Here is a 255-nt window from a genome sequence, read left to right as displayed (position 1 = left end):
GGAGGCAGCAGTGGGGAATATTGCACAATGGGCGCAAGCCTGATGCAGCCATGCCGCGTGTATGAAGAAGGCCTTCGGGTTGTAAAGTACTTTCAGCGGGGAGGAAGGGAGTAAAGTTAATACCTTTACTCATTGACGTTACCCGCAGAAGAAGCACCGGCTAACTCCGTGCCAGCAGCCGCGGTAATACGGAGGGTGCAAGCGTTAATCGGAATTACTGGGCGTAAAGCGCACGCAGGCGGTTTGTTAAGTCAG

At 53.7% G+C, this 255-nt stretch carries 1 rRNA gene; it reads left to right on the top strand.

The window, feature by feature from the left end:
- Positions 1-255: ribosomal RNA gene (locus tag E0D98_RS26660) — 16S ribosomal RNA — on the top strand; the annotation flags it as partial.

The organism is Escherichia sp. KCJ4928 (genome assembly GCF_004352695.1).
GTDB lineage: Bacteria > Pseudomonadota > Gammaproteobacteria > Enterobacterales > Enterobacteriaceae > ECMA0423.
Note: the sequence above shows the minus strand (reverse complement) of the source record. Positions and strands in the feature narration are given on the sequence as shown.